This window comes from Pseudomonas sp. Leaf127 (assembly GCF_001423155.1).
GTDB lineage: Bacteria > Pseudomonadota > Gammaproteobacteria > Pseudomonadales > Pseudomonadaceae > Aquipseudomonas > Aquipseudomonas ovata.
Genome location: NZ_LMOA01000012.1, coordinates 247,101 through 262,698 on the forward strand (window position 1 = coordinate 247,101; position 15,598 = coordinate 262,698).

13 protein-coding genes are annotated in these 15,598 nt (G+C 66.1%); 10 read left to right on the top strand and 3 right to left on the bottom strand.

All coding sequences use genetic code 11. From position 1 onward, the window contains the following. Position 1: 1 nt before the first annotated feature. The 4 genes from kdpB to ASF84_RS08855 all read left to right on the top strand — a co-directional run bounded on the left by kdpB (position 2) and on the right by ASF84_RS08855 (position 6,257). Positions 2–2,053 (top strand): potassium-transporting ATPase subunit KdpB, encoded by a 2,052-nt coding sequence (kdpB, locus tag ASF84_RS08840; RefSeq protein ID WP_056837307.1) that lies wholly within the window; start codon positions 2–4, stop codon positions 2,051–2,053. A gap of 232 nt (positions 2,054–2,285) precedes the next feature. After that, positions 2,286–2,837: a potassium-transporting ATPase subunit KdpC gene (gene kdpC / locus ASF84_RS08845; protein ID WP_056837309.1), complete on the top strand. Its 552-nt coding sequence runs from the start codon at positions 2,286–2,288 to the stop codon at positions 2,835–2,837. A gap of 14 nt (positions 2,838–2,851) precedes the next feature. After that, positions 2,852–5,506 carry a sensor histidine kinase gene (locus ASF84_RS08850; RefSeq protein WP_056837311.1) on the top strand — a complete coding sequence of 885 codons (2,655 nt, stop codon included), beginning with the start codon at positions 2,852–2,854 and terminating at the stop codon, positions 5,504–5,506. A 64-nt stretch (positions 5,507–5,570) separates the two neighbouring features. Further along, entirely contained in the window at positions 5,571–6,257 is a 687-nt protein-coding gene (locus tag ASF84_RS08855) for a response regulator (protein WP_056837313.1), read from the top strand. A 157-nt stretch (positions 6,258–6,414) separates the two neighbouring features. Here the strand turns inward: ASF84_RS08855 and ASF84_RS08860 are convergent, their stop codons facing one another. Then, complete coding sequence (locus ASF84_RS08860; protein ID WP_056837315.1) at positions 6,415–6,873, bottom strand: REP-associated tyrosine transposase; 459 nt, start codon at positions 6,871–6,873, stop codon at positions 6,415–6,417. Positions 6,874–7,596: 723 nt separating this feature from the next. Further along, entirely contained in the window at positions 7,597–8,646 is a 1,050-nt protein-coding gene (locus tag ASF84_RS08865; protein WP_056837317.1) for a patatin-like phospholipase family protein, read from the bottom strand. Positions 8,647–8,795: 149 nt separating this feature from the next. Here ASF84_RS08865 and ASF84_RS08870 point away from each other — a divergent pair, with 149 nt between their 5' ends. The 6 genes from ASF84_RS08870 to ASF84_RS08895 all read left to right on the top strand — a co-directional run bounded on the left by ASF84_RS08870 (position 8,796) and on the right by ASF84_RS08895 (position 14,811). Next, positions 8,796–9,074 (top strand): hypothetical protein, encoded by a 279-nt coding sequence (locus tag ASF84_RS08870; RefSeq protein WP_056837319.1) that lies wholly within the window; start codon positions 8,796–8,798, stop codon positions 9,072–9,074. Between the two features lie 140 nt (positions 9,075–9,214). Then, on the top strand, positions 9,215–10,132 hold the full coding sequence (locus tag ASF84_RS08875; protein WP_056837321.1) for an AAA family ATPase: 918 nt from the start codon (positions 9,215–9,217) through the stop codon (positions 10,130–10,132). Continuing rightward, positions 10,129–11,085, top strand: a complete 957-nt coding sequence (locus ASF84_RS08880) for a DUF58 domain-containing protein (protein WP_056837323.1) — start codon at positions 10,129–10,131, stop codon at positions 11,083–11,085. The genes ASF84_RS08875 and ASF84_RS08880 overlap by 4 nt, the downstream gene beginning before the upstream one ends. Positions 11,086–11,126: 41 nt before the next feature. Further along, positions 11,127–13,130, top strand: coding sequence for a transglutaminase TgpA family protein (locus ASF84_RS08885; RefSeq protein WP_056837970.1), 2,004 nt, complete (start codon positions 11,127–11,129; stop codon positions 13,128–13,130). A 26-nt stretch (positions 13,131–13,156) separates the two neighbouring features. Further along, positions 13,157–13,915: a CHAD domain-containing protein gene (locus ASF84_RS08890; protein ID WP_177339460.1), complete on the top strand. Its 759-nt coding sequence runs from the start codon at positions 13,157–13,159 to the stop codon at positions 13,913–13,915. 98 nt (positions 13,916–14,013) lie between these two features. After that, positions 14,014–14,811: an acyl-CoA thioesterase gene (locus ASF84_RS08895; protein ID WP_056837326.1), complete on the top strand. Its 798-nt coding sequence runs from the start codon at positions 14,014–14,016 to the stop codon at positions 14,809–14,811. Positions 14,812–15,083: 272 nt separating this feature from the next. Here ASF84_RS08895 and ASF84_RS08900 read toward each other — a convergent pair whose 3' ends face one another. Continuing rightward, on the bottom strand, positions 15,084–15,284 hold the full coding sequence (locus tag ASF84_RS08900) for a hypothetical protein (RefSeq protein WP_056837327.1): 201 nt from the start codon (positions 15,282–15,284) through the stop codon (positions 15,084–15,086). Positions 15,285–15,598 lie beyond the last annotated feature (314 nt).

Here is a 15,598-nt window from a genome sequence, read left to right on the forward strand (position 1 = left end):
CATGAATACGTCCGTTGCAACCCCTGCTGCCCCCGTCACCGCCCCGGCCACCGGGCTGGCCAGCCTGTGGCGTCCGGCGCTGGCGCAGGCCTTCGTCAAGCTCGACCCGCGCCAGCTGGTGCGCTCGCCGGTGATGCTGGTGGTGGCGCTGAGCGCGCTGCTGACCACCGTGTTGTGCGTCATTCCCGATCCGCAGGTGCCCACCGCCGTGGCGGTGCAGATCACCTTGTGGCTGTGGTTCACGGTGCTGTTTGCCAACTTCGCCGAGGCCTTGGCCGAAGGGCGCGGCAAGGCCCGCGCCGACAGCCTCAAGGCCGGCAGCGAAGGGCTCCAGGCGCAACTGCGCCAAGCGGATGGCCGCTACCGCACGGTCAATGCCGCCGATTTGCGCAAGGGCGATGTGGTGCGGGTCGAGGCCGGTGAAATGATCCCCGGCGACGGCGAGGTCATCGAAGGCATCGCGGCGGTCAACGAGGCGGCCATTACCGGCGAGTCGGCCCCGGTGATCCGCGAGTCCGGCGGTGATCGTTCGGCGGTCACCGGCAACACCCGGCTGGTGTCCGACTGGCTGCTGATCCGCATCGACAGCAACCCCGGCGAGTCGACCCTGGACCGCATGATCGCGCTGGTCGAAGGCGCCAAGCGCCAGAAGACCCCCAACGAGGTGGCGCTGGACATCCTGCTGATCGGCCTGACCGCGATCTTCCTGCTGGTGGTCATCACCTTGCAGCCGTTCGCCCGCTTTGCCGGTGGCAGCCTGCCACCGGTGTTTCTGGTGGCGCTGTTGGTCACGTTGATCCCCACCACCATCGGCGGCCTGCTGTCGGCCATCGGCATCGCTGGCATGGACCGCCTGGTGCGCCTGAACGTGATCGCCAAGTCCGGGCGTGCCGTGGAGGCAGCCGGGGACGTGCATGTGCTGCTGCTGGACAAGACCGGCACCATTACCTTCGGCAACCGCCGCTGCACGGCGGTGTACGCCGCCCCCGGCGTAACCCCGCAGCAGTTGGGCCAGGGCGCCTTGCTGGCGTCGTTGACCGACGACACCGCCGAAGGCAAGTCCATCGTCGAGTACCTGCGAAACCTGCACCCCATGACCGAGCCGGCACCCAGTGAGGTGACGGGTGTGCCGTTCAGCGCTGACACGCGGCTCTCGGGCGTCGACTACCAGGGCCAGGCGTACCGCAAGGGCGCGGTGGATTCGTTGCTGGCGTTTATCGGTTTGCAGCGCGACGACCTGCCGGTGCCGCTGGCGCGTGAGATCGAGCGCATCGCCAAGACCGGCGGTACGCCCTTGCTGGTGTGCGGCGCCGGCCGGCTGCTGGGCGCCATTCACCTCAAGGACGTGGTCAAGCCCGGCATTCGCGAGCGCTTTGAAGAACTGCGCAAACTGGGCATTCGCACGGTGATGGTCACCGGCGACAACCCGTTGACCGCTGCGGCCATCGCCGCCGAGGCCGGGGTGGACGACGTGCTGGCCGAGGCCACGCCGCAGCGCAAGCTCGACCGTATTCGCCAGGAGCAGGGCGAGGGCCGGCTGGTGGCAATGTGCGGCGACGGCGCCAACGATGCCCCGGCGCTGGCCCAGGCCGACGTGGGCGTGGCGATGAACGACGGCACCCAGGCCGCCCGCGAGGCCGCCAACATGGTCGATCTGGACAGCGATCCGACCAAGCTGCTGGACGTGGTGCGGGTCGGCAAGGAACTGCTGGTGACCCGTGGCGCGCTGACCACCTTTTCTATCGCCAACGACGTGGCCAAGTACTTCGCCGTGCTGCCGGCGCTGTTCGCCGCCATCTACCCGCAGTTGGGCACCTTGAACGTGATGGGCCTGCACAGCCCGCAGAGCGCCATCGTCTCGGCCATCGTTTTCAATGCCTTGATCATCGTGGTGCTGATCCCGCTGGCCTTGCGCGGCGTGCGCGTCCAGGCCGCCAGCGCCGCGCACCTGCTGCGCCGCAACCTGCTGATCTACGGCGTGGGCGGGCTGGTGGTGCCGTTCATCGGCATCAAGCTGCTCGACCTGCTGCTGGTGGGGTTGGGGTGGGTGTAACCGATACCTGCTCAAGCCCTTGACCGTAGGAGCGCGGGGGCGGCCATCCGTCTTGCCCGCGACCGAGTGCGCAAGCAGTCGTAAATTTGTGGGGTTTCGCAGATTTTTAATGTGTTCACAGGCAAAAATCTGTGGCGTTTCTGAGATTTTACGAGCGCTGCGCACTCGGTCGCGGTGGTCCGGCATTCCGGCAAGCGCGCTCCTACAAACCTTCATCAACCAGGAATTGCTCATGTCAACTTCTCTACGTCCGGCTCTGACTCTATTGGCCCTGCTGACCCTGGTCACCGGCGTCGCCTACCCGCTGGCCGTCACTGGTGTGGCGCAACTGGCCTTTGCCGACCAGGCCAATGGCAGCCTGATCCGCGATGCCCAGGGCCGGGTGCGCGGCTCGCAACTGATTGCCCAGCCGTTCACCGGGGCACAATGGTTCCAGCCGCGGCCGTCGGCGGCCGCCTTCGCCACCGTGGCCAGCGGGGCCAGCAACCTGGCGCCGAGCAACCCGGCACTGGCCGAGCGCATTCGCGACCAGGCGCAGCAACGGGCGGTGACCGGTCAGGGCCCGGTGCCGCTGGCCTTGCTGACCACCTCGGCCAGCGGGCTCGACCCGCACTTGCCACCGGCCGCCGCCAGCTGGCAGGCTGCGCGCGTGGCGGCTGCGCGTCAGTTGCCGGTGCAACAGGTGCAGGCATTGATCGAGGCCCATACCGAGCGGCCGCTGTTCGGGCCGCCGGTGGTGAATGTGCTGGCGCTGAACCAGAGCCTGAATGCCGCCAATCCCTGATTTAGGAGCCTGCCTTGAGTGATGCCAACCGCGCCGATGCCTTGCTGGCGCAACTGCCCCGCCATGGCCGTGGCCGCCTGAAAGTCTTTCTGGGCGCCGCCCCCGGCGTGGGTAAGACCTACGCCATGCTTCAGGCCGCCCACCGGCAACTGCGCCAGGGCGTCAGGGTATTGGCCGGGATCGTCGAAACCCACGGCCGCGCCGAAACCGAGCTGCTGCTCAATGGCCTGGCCCAGCAACCGCTGTTGCGCAGCCAGTACCGGGGCATGACCCTGGAAGAAATGGACCTGGACGGCCTGCTGGCCGCCGCCCCGGCGCTGGCGCTGGTCGACGAACTGGCCCACAGCAATGCCCCCGGCAGCCGGCACGCCAAGCGCTGGCAGGACGTGCAGGAGCTGCTGGCTGCCGGCATCGACGTGTACACCACGGTCAACGTCCAGCACCTGGAAAGCCTCAACGACCGTATCCGCGGCATCACCGGCGTGCAGGTGCGCGAGACGCTGCCCGACTGGGTGCTGCAGGAGGCCTTCGAGCTGGTGCTGATCGACCTGCCGCCGCGTGAGCTGCTGGAGCGCCTGCGCGACGGCAAGGTGTACGTGCCCGAGCAGGCGCGGGCCGCCATCGATGCCTTTTTCAGCCAGACCAACCTGACTGCCCTGCGTGAGCTGGCGATGCAGACCGCCGCCGCCCAGGTCGACAGCGACCTGGCCCAGGTCTACCGCCAGCAAGGCCAGGCGGCGCCGGCCTTGCGCGGGCGCTTGCTGGTCGGGGTCGACGGCGATGCCCAGGCCGAGCGCCTGGTGCGCCATGCCAGCCAGGTGGCCGAGCGTCGGCACCTGCCCTGGAGCCTGGTGCATGTCGATGACGGCCAGGGACTGGGCGAAAAGGCCCGTGGCGAGCTGCAAAGCGCCCAGCAACTGGCCGAGCGGCTGGGCGGCGAAGTGGTCAGCCTGCGCGCCGGCGAAGTGGCCCGTACCCTGTTGCAGCACGCCGTGGAGCGCCGCGCCAGCGTGGTGCTGGTCGGCCAGTCGCGGCGCCGCAGCTGGCGGCGTCTGTTCAACGGCGGCGTGGCCCCGCGCCTGTTGCGTGAGGCCCATGGCCTGGAAATCAGCGTGCTCGACAGCCAGACCCTGCCCGAGCAGGTCCAGGCCCGGCCGCCGGCCGCACCGCGCTGGCGCGATTACGGCCTGGCGCTGGCCGCCACGCTGCTGGCCAGTGCCGTGGCCTGGGGCGTGGGCTCAGTGCTGGCGCTACCGAATATCTCGCTGATCTTTCTGATGGCCGTCCTGCTGGTGGCGGTGCGCAGCAGCATGGGGCCGGCGCTGGCGTGCGCGGTGTCGTCGTTTCTGGCTTACGACTACCTGTTCATCGCGCCGAGTTTTTCGTTGAGTATCCAGCGCGAAGAAGACGTGCTGACCCTGGTGTTCTTCCTGCTCATGGCCACCCTGACCGGCCAATTGGCCGCGCGCCAGCGGCGCCAGTTGCAGGCCTTGCGTGACACCCAGGAAGAAACCGGCGCCTTGCTCGACCTGTCACGCCGGCTGACAGCCGCCACCGACCGCCAGGCGGTGCTCAGCGTGGCCAGCCAGTACCTGGAAGGCTGGCACGGCCTGCAACTGTGTTTACTGGGGCGCGATAGCCAGGATCAAGGCCGGTGGCAAGTCGAGGTCGGCGGGCCGCTGGTGTTCAGCGAGCCGGAGCAGGCCGCCGCCGACTGGGCCTGGCAACACGACCAGGCCGCCGGCCACGGCACCGGCACCTTGCCGTCCGGGCGCTGGTGGTGGTGGCCGCTGTCGGCCGAAGACGGGCCGCTGGCGCTGCTGGGCGTCAGCGCCATGGCCGGTGCTGAAGTCACCGCCCAGCACCGCCGTCTGCTCAGCGCCCTGAGCCAGCCGCTGGCCCAGGCCCTGACCCGTGCACGCCTGGCCGAGCACCTGGAGGCGGCGCGCCTGCATGGCGAAACCGAACAGTTGCGCAGCGCCTTGCTGGCCTCGGTGTCCCATGACCTGCGCACGCCGCTGACCGCCATGCGCGGCAGTATCGACAGCCTGCTGACGCTGGACGAGGTGCTGTCGAAGGCTGACCGGCATGAGCTGCTCGAAGGCACCCGCGATGAGGCCGAGCGCCTGGACCGCTACATCCAGAACCTGCTGGACATGACCCGCCTGGGCCACGGCTCGCTGAAACTGGCCCGCGACTGGGTGGCGCCGGCTGACATCGTCGGCAGTGCGCTGAGCCGCCTGCGTGCGGTGCTGGCGCCGTTGCAGGTGCAGGTGCACGTCGCCGAACCGCTGCCGTTGCTGTATGTGCACGCCGCGCTGATCGAGCAGGCGCTGGTCAATGTGCTGGAAAACGCGGCGCGCTTTTCACCGGTCGGCGCGGTGCTGACGGTGGCGGCACAGGTGGTCGAAGGCGAGCTGTGCCTGGCGGTCGGTGACCAGGGGCCGGGCATTCCCGAGGCCGAGCGCAGCAAGATCTTCGACATGTTCTACACCGCCGCCCGTGGTGATCGTGGCGGGCAGGGCACCGGGCTGGGCCTGGCCATCTGCCAGGGCATGGTCGGTGCCCATGGTGGACGGGTCAGCGTCACCGACGGCGCAGGCGGGCAGGGCACCTGTATGACCTTGCACCTGCCGCTGCCGGCCCAGCCGCCGCAGGCGATCGAATGATGGCTCAGGCGATGATCTGGAGTAGGCTGGGCGGCATTTTTGGCGTACAGGAAAAACAGCAGGCATGAGCCAGACCGCGACCATCCTGGTTATCGACGACGAACCGCAGATTCGTAAATTCCTGCGCATCAGCCTGGCGTCCCAGGGCTACAAGGTGCTGGAAGCGGCCGACGGCGCCGAAGGCCTGAACCAGGCCGCGCTGAACCGCCCGGATGTGATCGTGCTGGACCTGGGGCTGCCGGACATGGACGGCCAGCAGGTTTTGCGCGATTTGCGCGAATGGTTGCGTGTGCCGGTCATGGTGCTGTCGGTGCGCGCCAGCGAGGCGCAGAAAGTCCAGGCGCTGGACGCCGGCGCCAACGACTACATGACCAAGCCGTTCGGCATCCAGGAATTCCTCGCCCGGGTGCGGGCCCTGCTGCGCCAGCGCCCGGAGGGCCAGCCACCGGAGGTGGCGTTGCAACTGGGGCCGCTGCGCATTGATCTGGCCGCCCGCCGGGTGCAACTGGACGGGCATGACGTGGCCCTGACCCGCAAGGAGTACGCGGTGCTGGCGCAACTGGCCCGGTACCCCGGCCGGGTCATCACCCAGCAGCACTTGCTGCGCGAAATCTGGGGCCCCACCCACGCCCATGACAGCCACTACCTGCGCATCGTCATCGGCCACCTGCGCCAGAAACTCGCCGACGACCCTACTGCCCCGAGGTTTATCGTGACCGAGGCGGGGGTGGGGTATCGGTTGGTGGAGTAGGGCCGGCTGATACATCTGCTGCGCCTGTCCTGCCGCCATCGCCGGCAAGCCGCCTCCCACAATGATCTGTGTGGTTGCCGGCATAGTGTCCTGACGCAATCCGGTGGGAGGCGGCTTGCCGGCGATGAGGCCTGTGAAGCCTGCACATCTGCCGTACTTAAACCCAGATAGCATCCCAGAGCGGATAATCACGGACACTGTTGACCAGGCCGGCCCTTATCGGATTGGCGACGATATAACGGGCAAACTTTAYAAGATCCTCTTCACGACGTACCGCCTTATCGTGAAAACCATCCTGCCAGAGCCGGCCTTGTCGCGAGGTGGCCTTGTTCACAGCAATGGCGCTTTTCGATTTGACCCTCCTGACCGCATCCGACAAAGCGCCACTGCGCAACTCAACCAGCCAGTGCCAGTGATCCGGCATGACCACCCAGGCCAGTGAACAGACCAGGCCCTGCTCTTGAACCCTGTTCAATTCCCGAGCGACCAGGCGTCCAAGTCGCCAGTCGCTGAAGATCGGTTCTCTTTGCAGTGTCGTGGKCGTGACCAGATAGATATGGCCGGTACTGGAGTACCGGCCCTTGCGAAGCTGGCTTGAACGTGACGGATCCGACATTCCCTGTCTTCCTTTCGCGAGTGCATGAAGACGGAAATTTACTGATCAGCCATGCGTTTCAGTGCCGTTTTGATTTATCAAGGTGTGTCTGGTCGTTCATCAAGCGAGGAGGCTCGGCACCGGACTGCGATCCGACGACAGTGCTCGGCACAGGGGGCTGACGCAATCCGGTGGGAGGCGGCTTGCCGGCGATGAGGCCGGCRAGATCAGCRSCYCAGCTGAATCACTTAAACCCGGATAGCCTCCCAGGGCGGGTAATCACGCAAGGCCGGTACAGCGGCTGCGTTTGTCACATGGMCATCGCCGGCAAGCCGCCTCCCACAATGATCTGTGTGGTTGCCGGCATATGTGTCTGACGCAATCCGGTGGGAGGCGGCTTGCCGGCGATGAGGCCGGCAAGATCAGCACMTYAGCTGAATCACTTGAACCCGGATAGCTTCCCAGGGCGGGTAATCACGCAAGGCCGGTACAGCGGCTGCGTTTGTCACATGGCCATCGCCGGCAAGCCGCCTCCCACAATGATCTGTGTGGTTGCCGGCATATCATCGCCGGCAGAGCCGCCTCCCACAATGATCTGTGTGGTTGCCGGCATATGTGTCTGACGCAATCCGGTGGGAGGCGGCTTGCCGGCGATGAGGCCGGCAAGATCAGCCCATCAGCTGCATCACTTAAACCCAGGGGGGGGTCAGGCCCTGACTCCAGGGCAACGTTCGGGCGACCGCTCTACTTGCCCTCATACCGGTCCAGCGTATCGCAGGCGATCTCGCGGCCCAGGGCGATCAGTTCCGGCGCCTTGTAGAATTCGAAGAACCGGCACACTCGCTTGGGCACGTTGATCAGGATGTCCGGCGGGTAGCCGGCGATCTTGTATTGCGCCAGCGATGTCTGCATCACTTCAAAACTCTGGTTGATCAGGTCCAGCAGCGAGGCGGGGCCGACGTTGTCGATGATCACCGAGCCCGTGGCTGATCGCGGTGCGCCGGGGCGTTCCGGGGCGGCAGCAGATTGCTGGCCCTGCGGGTCGGCGCTGGGTTCGCCCAGCCAGGGGTTGGCCAGGGGGGCGGCGGCCGGTTGCCCTTGCTCCTGGGTCAACAATGACCCGTCGGTTTCACCGGTCTCCAGCTTGCGCCGAAAGGGCAGGCGGGCGCCCAGCGAGTCGATCAGCAGGTCGAAACGCTTCTTGACCGCCGGCGGGCGTTCGATCACCGGCAGGCTGTAGTGCTGGGCATGGGTGGCGTTGAGGTTGACCGCGACGATCAGGTCGCAGTGGCTGGACACCACCGGCACGATGGGCAAGGGGTTGAGCAGGCCGCCATCGACCAGCATGCGCCCGTTCTGCATGACCGGAGTGAACAGGCTGGGGATCGCCGCCGAGGCGCGCATGGCCTGGTGCAGGCAGCCTTCCTGGAACCAGATTTCCTGCTGGTTGGTGAGGTCGGTGGCCACGGCCGTGTAGGGAATGGCCAGGTCTTCGATGTTGATTTCGCCGACGATCTCGCGAATCTGGCCAAAGACCTTTTCGCCGCGAATGGCCCCCAGGCGAAAGCTCACGTCCACCAGGCGCAGCACGTCCAGGTAATCGAGGCTTTCGATCCACTGTCGGTAGCGGTCCAGCTTGCCGGCGGCATAAATGCCACCGACCACCGCGCCCATGGAGCAACCGGCGATGCAGGCAATCTCATAGCCACGTCGTTCCAGTTCTTCGATCACGCCAATGTGGGCGTAACCCCGTGCACCGCCTGAGCCCAGCACCAGGGCTATTCGTTTGCTCATCAGCCGGTTCCTTGTTGAATGAATGAAGCCTGCAATACCCGTAATACAGGCGCAAAAAACAGTTACGCTTGCCGCCGGCGCTCAAGGCACTTTCGATGTCCTGGATCGTCCAACGCGCACATCCCCCCGTTACCTTGAGGAAACACCCCATGAAAGCCTGGATCTGTCTGCCATTGATGATCGTGGTTCTTGCAGGCTGCGCTGGCAAGACCAGCTATCGCGCCAGCTGCGGCAACCAGCTCGACAGCGCCTGGAAAGAGCTCGACCTGGCCAAGGCCGAGGGCTTTGCCGGTACGGTCAGCTACTCCAAGGCGCTGTCGCTGCTGACCGGGGCCAAGACCCAGCAACAGTTCGAGGCGTTCGAAGGCTGCACCGAAAAAGCCGAAAAGGCACGCTTCTATATTCGTGAGTCGCGCGCCGGCCGCTGAAAACCGTACGTTGACGCCGGGCGCGGTGCAAAGCGCTGTAATTGCAAAGCCCTCTCTGACGAAAACGCCTACGCTAAAACTACAGTGTTCATACGTGTGGCCGATTAATGGCCATCAGTCGTCGTCTGGAGAGGCTTTCTATGGGCACCAAGCTGGATGCATGCCTGAGCGCGATCAATGAGGTGGTACTGGGCAAGGAAACGCAGGTGCGCCAGGCCATGACCTGCCTGTTGGCCGGCGGCCACTTGCTGATCGAAGACTTGCCGGGGATGGGCAAGACCACCCTCAGCCACACCCTGGCCCGGGTCCTGGGCCTGAGCTACCAACGGATTCAATTCACCTCTGATCTGCTGCCGGGGGACATCCTCGGCACTTCGGTGTTCGACCGCGACACCGGGCAGTTCACCTTTCATCCGGGGCCGATCTTCGCCGAGCTGGTGCTGGCCGACGAGATCAACCGCGCCACGCCCAAAAGCCAGAGCGCCTTGCTGGAGGCGATGGAAGAAGGGCAGGTGTCCATCGAGGGCGCCACCCGGCTGCTGCCCGATCCGTTTTTCGTCATCGCCACTCAGAACCCGTTCAGCTCCGGCGGGACCTTTGCCTTGCCCGAATCGCAGCTTGACCGCTTCCTGATGCGCATCTCGATGGGCTACCCGGCGCGGGCGGCCGAAAAAGCGCTGCTCCTGGGCCAGTCGCGCCGGCAGTTGCTGCCGCAGATCAAGCCCATTCTCGACCATGCCCAGTTAGGGTTGCTGCAGGCCCAGGCGCGTCAGGTGCGGGTCAGTGATCCGCTGGTCGACTACGTGCTGCGCCTGGTCGATGCCACACGCAGCCAGGCCCAGTTCGCCTATGGCCTGTCGCCACGGGCCAGCCTGGCGATCCTGGCGGCTGCCCGGGCCTGGGCGATGTTGCTGGGACGGGACTACGTGATTCCCGAGGATGTCCAGGCCGTGCTGCCGGCGGTGGTCGGCCATCGCCTGCGTGACCGCAACGACCCCACCGGGCATGGCGGCAGTGCGCTGGTGCAAGGGCTGCTGCGCGACGTGGCGGTATTGTGATCGGCCGCTTCAAGCCGCACTGGCAGCGCTGGCTGGTACGGCGCATTCCGCCGGCGGCCAGCGTGACCCTGGATCACCGGCGCATCTTTATCCTGCCCACCCGCAGCGGTGCGGTGTTTCTGCTGGTGCTGGTGCTGATGCTGCTGGTGGCGATCAACTACCAGAACAGCCTGGCCTATGGCCTGACTTTCCTGCTGGGCTCGGTGGGCGTGCTGGGTATTCTGCACACCTATCGCAACCTCAGTGGCATGGTGATCAGCGCCGGTACGACGCGCGCGGTGTTTGTCGGCGAATCGGTCTTGCTGCGCCTGCGCCTGGAAAGCACCGGCACTGCACACCAGGCCATTGGCGTGGGCTGGGATGCGGTGCAGATGCAGCAATACGACGTCGGCGCCGCCGGCAACCGCGAAGTCGAACTGAGCCGTCCGGCCCAGGTGCGCGGCTGGTTGCGGGCACCGCGCCTGCGCATCGAAAGCGTCTTTCCGCTGGGCATCCTGCGCGCCTGGACCTGGCTGGACCTGGAGCAGACCGTGCTGATCTACCCGCGTCCCGTGCCGGGCAACATGCCCTTGCTGGCCGGGGTGCAGCCGCATGCCGAGGACGACGGCCAGGCCACCCGTGGCCAGGGCGTGGATGACTATCAGGGCCTGCGCCATTACCAGCCCGGTGACAATCGCCGGCGTGTGCACTGGAAGGCCTGGTCGCGAGGGCAGGGCCTGCTGGTCAAGGACTTCACCGACCTGAGCGGGCATGACCTGTGCCTGGACTTCATGGTGCTCGACGGCGACATCGAGGAGCGCCTGTCACGGCTGTGTTACTGGGTGCTGGAGCTGTCGCAGCGCCAGCAGCCCTTCGCCCTGCGCCTGCCCGGTCTTGAGGTGGCGATGGACAGCGGCGACGGGCACCGCGAACTGTGCCTGCGTGCGCTGGCCCTGCATGGCACCGCGCGATGAGCGAACACACCTTGAAAGCGCCGCCCGACAAGGCCGCCTCGATGAGTGAGCAGGCACGCCTGGCCCAGTCGATCCCGCGCATCTGCCTGACCTGGCTGCTGCTGGCCCAGGCACTGGTCATCGTGCCCTTTGCCCTGCATATCCCGCCGCCGCTGCTGGTGCTGTGGTTGGTGTGCTCGTTGTGGCGCATCCAGATTTTCCGCATGCGCGCACGGCTGCCGGGCACCTGGGTCAAGGCCGGGCTGCTGGTCGGCACCGCCGGTGGCGTGTACCTGGCCCGTGGCAGCCTGGTGGGGCTGGAGGCGGGCGCGGCGCTGCTGATCGCCGCATTCATTCTCAAGATGCTGGAAATGCACACGCGCCGGGATGCGCTGGTGCTGATCTTCCTGGGCTTTTTCTGCGTGGTAGTGGGCTATCTGTTCGAAGACAGCCTGCTGTGGGCGCTGTTTACCCTGCTGCCGATCGGCACCTTGCTGGCGGCATTGATCGGCCTGCAACAGGTCGATGTCGCCCGCAAGCCGGAGATGGCCCTGCGCCTGGCGCTCAAGCTGATGCTGCAGGCACTGCCGCTGATGCTGATCATGTTTCTGTTCTTTCCGCGCCTGGAGCCGCTCTGGTCGTTGCCGCAACCCAGTAACAAGGGCGTGACCGGTCTGTCCGACAGCATGGCACCGGGGGACATGGCCGAGCTGAGCCGCTCGGCAGCGCTGGTGTTTCGTGCCAGCTTCGAAGGCCCTGCGCCGGCGCGCAGCCAGCTGTACTGGCGCAGCCTGACCCTGGATCAGTTCGATGGCCGGCGTTGGTCGCAGTCGGGGCGCAGCCAGTCGGTGCAACTGGCGCAATGGAGCAAGCGCGGTGAGCCATTGCGCTACAGCATCGTGCTTGAGCCCAGCGGCCGGCCCTGGCTGCCGAGCCTGGACGTGGCCGAGACCGGCCAGGATGAAGTGCGCCTGATGAGCGACTTTCGCTTGCAGCGTCGCCGCCCGGTCAGCCAGGCGCTGCTGTACGCGGCGCAGTCCTGGCCCGAGGCACTGCGCGACCCGCAGCTCACCGACAACATCCAGCACCAGGCGCTGCAATTGCCGGCGCGTGGCAACCCGGAGGCGCGGCAGTGGGCGGCTGATCTCAAGCGCCGCTACCCGCAACCGGACCGCCTGGCCGAGGCGTTGCTGGGCTGGTTCGCCGAGCAGCCATTTCACTACACGCTCAAGCCGCCGACCCTGGGGCCGGACAGTATCGATGACTTTCTGTTTACCAGCCGCCAGGGCTTTTGTGCGCACTACGCCGGTGCCATGGTCTTTGTGCTGCGTGCCGCCGGCATCCCGGCGCGGGTGGTGGCCGGCTATCAGGGCGGCGAGTTCAATCCCGACGGCCAGTACCTGACCGTGCGCCAGTTCGATGCACATGCCTGGGTCGAGTACTGGCAGCCGGGCACGGGCTGGCGCAGCGTCGACCCCACCGCTGCGGTGGCCCCGCAACGCATCGAGCAGGGCCTGGAACAGGCGCTGTCGGCCGATGAGGCGTTTCTGGCGGATTCGCCCATGTCGGCGCTGCGCTATCGGCATGTGCCGTGGATCAATGCGGTGCGCCTGAGCTGGGATAACCTCAACTACGGCTGGCAGCGCTGGGTACTGGGCTATCAGGGCCAGCAGCAATTGCAGGTGCTGGACCGCTGGTTTGCCGGTTGGCAGGCACCGGCCTTCGTGGCCGGGCTGGCGTTGGTCCTGGCCTTGATGGCACTGTGGATCTTCAAACCCTGGCAACGTGAAAACGATGCGCAACTTCGGCTGTTTCATGCGTTCGAACGCTTGCTGGCGCGGCATGGACTGCGGCGCTTGCCGGGCGAGGGCGCACAGGCCTTCGGTGCACGCGCCATGCTGGCGCTGCCGCAGCAGGCCGAGGCCATCGAGGCGTTCATTGCGCAATTCATGGCGCTGCGCTATGCCGTCGACGGCACGTCGTTGCAAGGCTTGCGCCGCGCCTTGAAACACCTGCGGCGCGACTTGCCGTGGCGCTTGCCGACCATCAAGGACAAACATTCATAAACTGATTGGAGTACTGCATGTCATCGATGGTGGGGCATCTGATTGCCGAAATTCTGGCGCTTGAAGTCAAGCTGTTGGCCTGCCAGGCGCGCCTGGCGGTCTCGACCGACAGCGAAGCCTTGCACGATTTGCGCACCACGGTGCGTCGGCTGCGCAGCCTGCTGCGACCCTTGCGCGGGCTGGGCGGGGTCGATGCGCTGGAACAGGCCGCCCGCGAGGTCGGGCAATTGACCACGCCGCTGCGCGACCTGCAGGTGCTCAGCGCGTTCCTGCACGAGCAGGGCTGGCATGACCTGGCCCTGCCGCGCGACCAGTACCTGGAACAGGCCTGCCCGCCGGTGGCCAGCAGTGTCGAACTCAAGAGCCTGCTCAAACACCTCGAACAATTGCCGGCGTCGTTGCGCCAGCAGCAGCGCGGCGGGCAACTCAAGGGGCTGCGCAAGCGCATCGAGAAGGGCATGGACAAACAGTGGAAAAAGCTGCGCGAAGCCATGGCCGACCCGGCGCACGATCGCCATCGCCTGCGCCTGCTGATCAAGCGGGTGCGCTATGCGGCCGAAGCCTACCCGGAGCTGAGTCATCAGCCCAAGGGCATGCGCGCCCGGCTCAAGCAGGCGCAGGGTGCGCTGGGCGACTGGCATGACCACCTGCAATGGCTGGCGCTGGCCGGTCAACACGCGGACCTGGCACCCTGCATCGCCGGCTGGCAGATCGGCATCGTGCAGGCTGAGCAACAAGGTGAAGTGGCACTGGCGCGGCTTGGCAAGGCCTGTTTCGGTAAATAAGTCATTCTGGCCGCAGTTATGGCGTTTATGGCTTCAAGGTCTGCTCAGCGGGCTCGGTAAGATCGTTGCACTTCGATCCCTGGACCTATGGAGCCACCATGAACTTTGCCGAGCTGATTGCTGCGGTCAACGATAACCCGCGCTCGGTCGTGATTCCGGCGCACTGGGGGCAGGGCCGGGCCAGTTTTGGCGGCCTGGTGGCGGCCCTGCAATACCTGGCCATGCGCGCGCAGGTGGCGGATAACCGTCCGGTTCGCTCGCTGGCGATCACCTTCGTCGGGCCGGTGGCGCCGGAGGTGGCGGTGAGTTTCGAGGTCGAGATCCTGCGCGAAGGGTCGGCGGTGACCCAGGTGCTGGGACGCGCCACCCAGAACGGCCAGACCTGCGCCCTGGTGCAGGGCAGCTTTGGCGCGCCGCGCGAATCGGTGGCCCGTTATGAGCCGCCGGTGCCGGTCAGTGAGCTGAAGCCGCTGGCAGACAGTTTTACCCTGCCATTCGTCAAGGGTGCGATGCCCGATTTTCTCCAGCATATGGACGTCAAGTGGGCGCTGGGCGGCTTGCCGTTCAGCAACAGCCCGTCACCGGTGATCGGGGGTTATGTGCGCCTGCGCGACGCCGAGCAGCAGGCGTTGAGTGAAGCCCATGTGCTGGCGCTGGTGGATGCCTGGCCCAGCGGCCTGCTGACCTGGGTGAACAAGCCGACGCCTGCCAGTTCGCTGACCTGGACCATCGAGTTCGTGCACCCGCAGCCGGCGCTGACCACCCATGACTGGTGCAGCTACCGCGCCGAAATCGAACATGCCCGCGATGGCTACGGTCATTGTGCCGCGACCCTGCGAGCGCCCGATGGCGCCCTGATCGCGATCAGCCGGCAGACGGTAACGGTGTTTGGCTAGGGTCTGTTGCCGTTTCAGCACGAGCCGCGTTGCTGGGCCCAATCTCGCCAGGCCAGGCGGAGGACGCAGAAAAGGGTCACTCCCTTTTCAAGTCCTCCAACACCGCCTGGCGAGATTGGGCACGCAACCCGAAGGGCCGGGCCTGTTTTGCCGCGAGACTGCGTTACTCGCCACTCATTTGGAATGACCAAACGTCGCGGCTCCTGCCTTGCCTCGCGGCAAAACGGGCGCCGGCGCGGCCGTGATGAAACGGCAACAGACCCTAGAGCGGATCAGTGGTGACGCTGCAGGGCCACGGCGGCCACCAGGCCGATCACGCCGACGCCAATCGAGGTCAGGCTGGTCGAGACCAGCCCGTTGACCAGCAGCAGGGCACCCAGCACAAGGATCGGCGCGGCGATCAATTGCAGGGTGGTGTGCGGTTGGCTGGCGTCGGGGGCATGCCAGTGCAAGTCAGCAATTCGCTTGAGCATATGACGGTCCTCTCCAATGCATGTGTCCGCCCGTGCGGAGCAATGATTGAAGTCTAGGTCGTCGCCTGCCGACCTGCGAATCGAGCCTGGCTATCGGGTTGATAGACCGATCATCCACCGCCCAGTCGCACCGCAGAAATGGAACCGATGGTAGGAGCGCGCTCTGCCCGCGACCGGCTGCGTTAGCAGTCGTAAAATTTCAGCGTTTCACAAATTTTTCGGTCATTCGCTGCAGATTTTCAGCGTTTTGGAGATTTTGCGAGCGCTGCGCACTCGGTCGCGGTGGTCCGGCATTCCGGCAGAGCGCGCTCCTA